Here is a 2,351-nt window from a genome sequence, read left to right on the forward strand (position 1 = left end):
GGTGCGACAAGAAGTCGCTTTGTTTACTGTTGAACTTTGATTCAACCCTTCGTATTGCCGAAGGTTTCCTATTTCGACATGCGTTACTAGCAATGGTGAGGTGTGAAGCTCGAAAGACAATGTAGCCTTAAGTTCAACAGTGATGTTGAACAAACTGCAAGCATCATGCGGTTGGGCCCTAGGAATTAATGGTATGTGTAATTAACTGAACAGTTTTAACTGTCGTCATTATAAACAAGCTAAAGATGCTGACAAGCTTGAACCAAAAGGTGTGGTGGACAAGTTAACATGCTCTAGTCTCATGTTACGCAATTTAATGTGCCCCCGGCGGATTGACTGACACTAACCCATTATGTGAATAAAGTGGAACTTGGTAAGCCCGTATGCTCCCTCGTTGAGGTAGTTTCTTCGTAAGAATGAATGACGGGCATGCGGGTAAAGGACGATGGAGAAAGCGAATGCCTTGTTGTAATGGCAAGGATAGATGTATTGAACGTGACATCATGCGAAAGCATAGCCCACTTCCATCGAGTGGTTAATCACAAGAAATTTGTAATAAGATTTTAGCTTAGGAATGCAAATGAATTGCTCTTATGAACAATGTGCACCTATAAACGAAGCGCAATGCTGGTCTAACATCGATTGGAAGGCTGCAAAGCGCTACGTAGGATCATTGCAAGCGCGTATTGTGAAAGCAGTAAAGCAAGGGAGAAAAGGGAAAGTTAAAAGTCTGCAATGGTTATTGACTCATTCCTTTTATGCGAAAGCCCTTGCGGTTAAACAGGTAACGGAGAACAAAGGGCGTAAAACGTCTGGTATTGATGGCGAAACATGGCAAAGTGCTACTAAAAAATGGCGAGCAATCTCATCGCTCAAACGTTCTGGATACAAGGCAAGTCCATTAAGGCGAGTCTTTATTCCAAAGTCGAATGGGCAGAGAAGACCTCTCGGTATCCCCACAATGCTGGATCGTGGGATGCAAGCACTGTATTTGCTAGCCGTTGAGCCAGAAGTGGAGACAAACAGTGACGGCAATTCTTTTGGTTTTCGAAAACAAAGATCTTGCGCTGATGCGATCGAACAATGCTTCAAAGTATTGTGTCGCAAAGGTGCGGGAGAATGGGTGCTTGATGCAGATATTAAAGGATGCTTCGATAATATCAGCCATGAATGGATGCTAAAGCACTTAAACATTGACAAACCAATCCTTTCACAGTGGTTGAATGCCGGCTTCATGGAGTCTGGCAAGGTATATCCAACACTTGCAGGAACACCGCAAGGAGGGATAATCTCGCCGACGTTAATGAATATGGTATTGAATCAACTGCAAGGAACAATTGAAGAAGCTTCAGGTGTTAAAAGAGGTAAGCACCGTGAAATTCGTTCTAATGTTAAGAGAGTCTCTGTAATCAGATATGCTGATGATTTTGTTGTAACGGCTCATTCTCAAGCGTTTTTGGTAGATACAATATTGCCTTGTATTAATGAATTTATGTCCCAACGTGGTTTGGCATTATCGCCAGAAAAAACGCACGTTAGGCATATATCAGAGGGTTTTGATTTTCTTGGTCAAAATCTCAGAAAGTATAATGGCAAATTACTGGTCAAACCCAGTAGCAAAAGCGCTCTACATTTGATGAATAAGTTGAGACTTACGATCACCAAATATCGCTCTAGTCGACAAGACAGGCTAATTTTTCAGCTTAATCCAATATTAAGAGGTTGGTGTAATTATCACCGACACAGTGTCGCAAAGGAAGTATTTTGCAAGATTGACTCTGATATATGGTTGCTACTCTGGAAATGGGCATGTCGTAGGCATCCTAGAAAAGGAAAACACTGGATTAGGGCTAGATACTTCCACTCTGTTGGTGCGCGTAATTGGACATTCTGCACCGGTGATAAACAAATAGCCTTATTTCGGTTAGCAGCAATACCGATTGTGCGACATCCAAAAATCAATTCCGATGCAAACCCTTACGATCCGACACATGAAACTTACTTTGAATCTCGGCTTGATGTGTTAATAAATTCTCGCAACAAAGAACGCCTGCATAGATTATTATCACGTCAAAATGGTGAGTGTTTGTATTGCAAAAGGAAAATAACGGCTAAAACTGGTTGGAATATTCACCGCCTAGTGCCTTTATATTTAGGTGGTGATAATAAGACGAGTAATACCGTGGTTGTACACCCTTCTTGCCATAACAGCATTCATAAAAGTAAAAATACTGCTGCGCCATCCTACATGGCGTTATAACGACTTGAGCGGTATGCGGGGAAACTCGCACGTACCGTTCTTAGAGGGCTGGGCTCGAGTAATCGGGTCTGGCTACTCGACAGAAGCATCG

General features: G+C 42.3%; 1 protein-coding gene. It reads left to right on the plus strand.

From position 1 onward, the window contains the following. Positions 1-580: 580 nt before the first annotated feature. The gene (gene ltrA, locus ACFI6J_RS21385; RefSeq protein WP_239220456.1) at positions 581-2,260 is read left to right on the plus strand and encodes a group II intron reverse transcriptase/maturase; all 1,680 of its coding nucleotides are present in this window, start codon (positions 581-583) and stop codon (positions 2,258-2,260) included. The last annotated feature ends 91 nt before the right edge of the window (positions 2,261-2,351 follow it).

It is taken from the genome of Alteromonas sp. G4i13, from assembly GCF_054960505.1.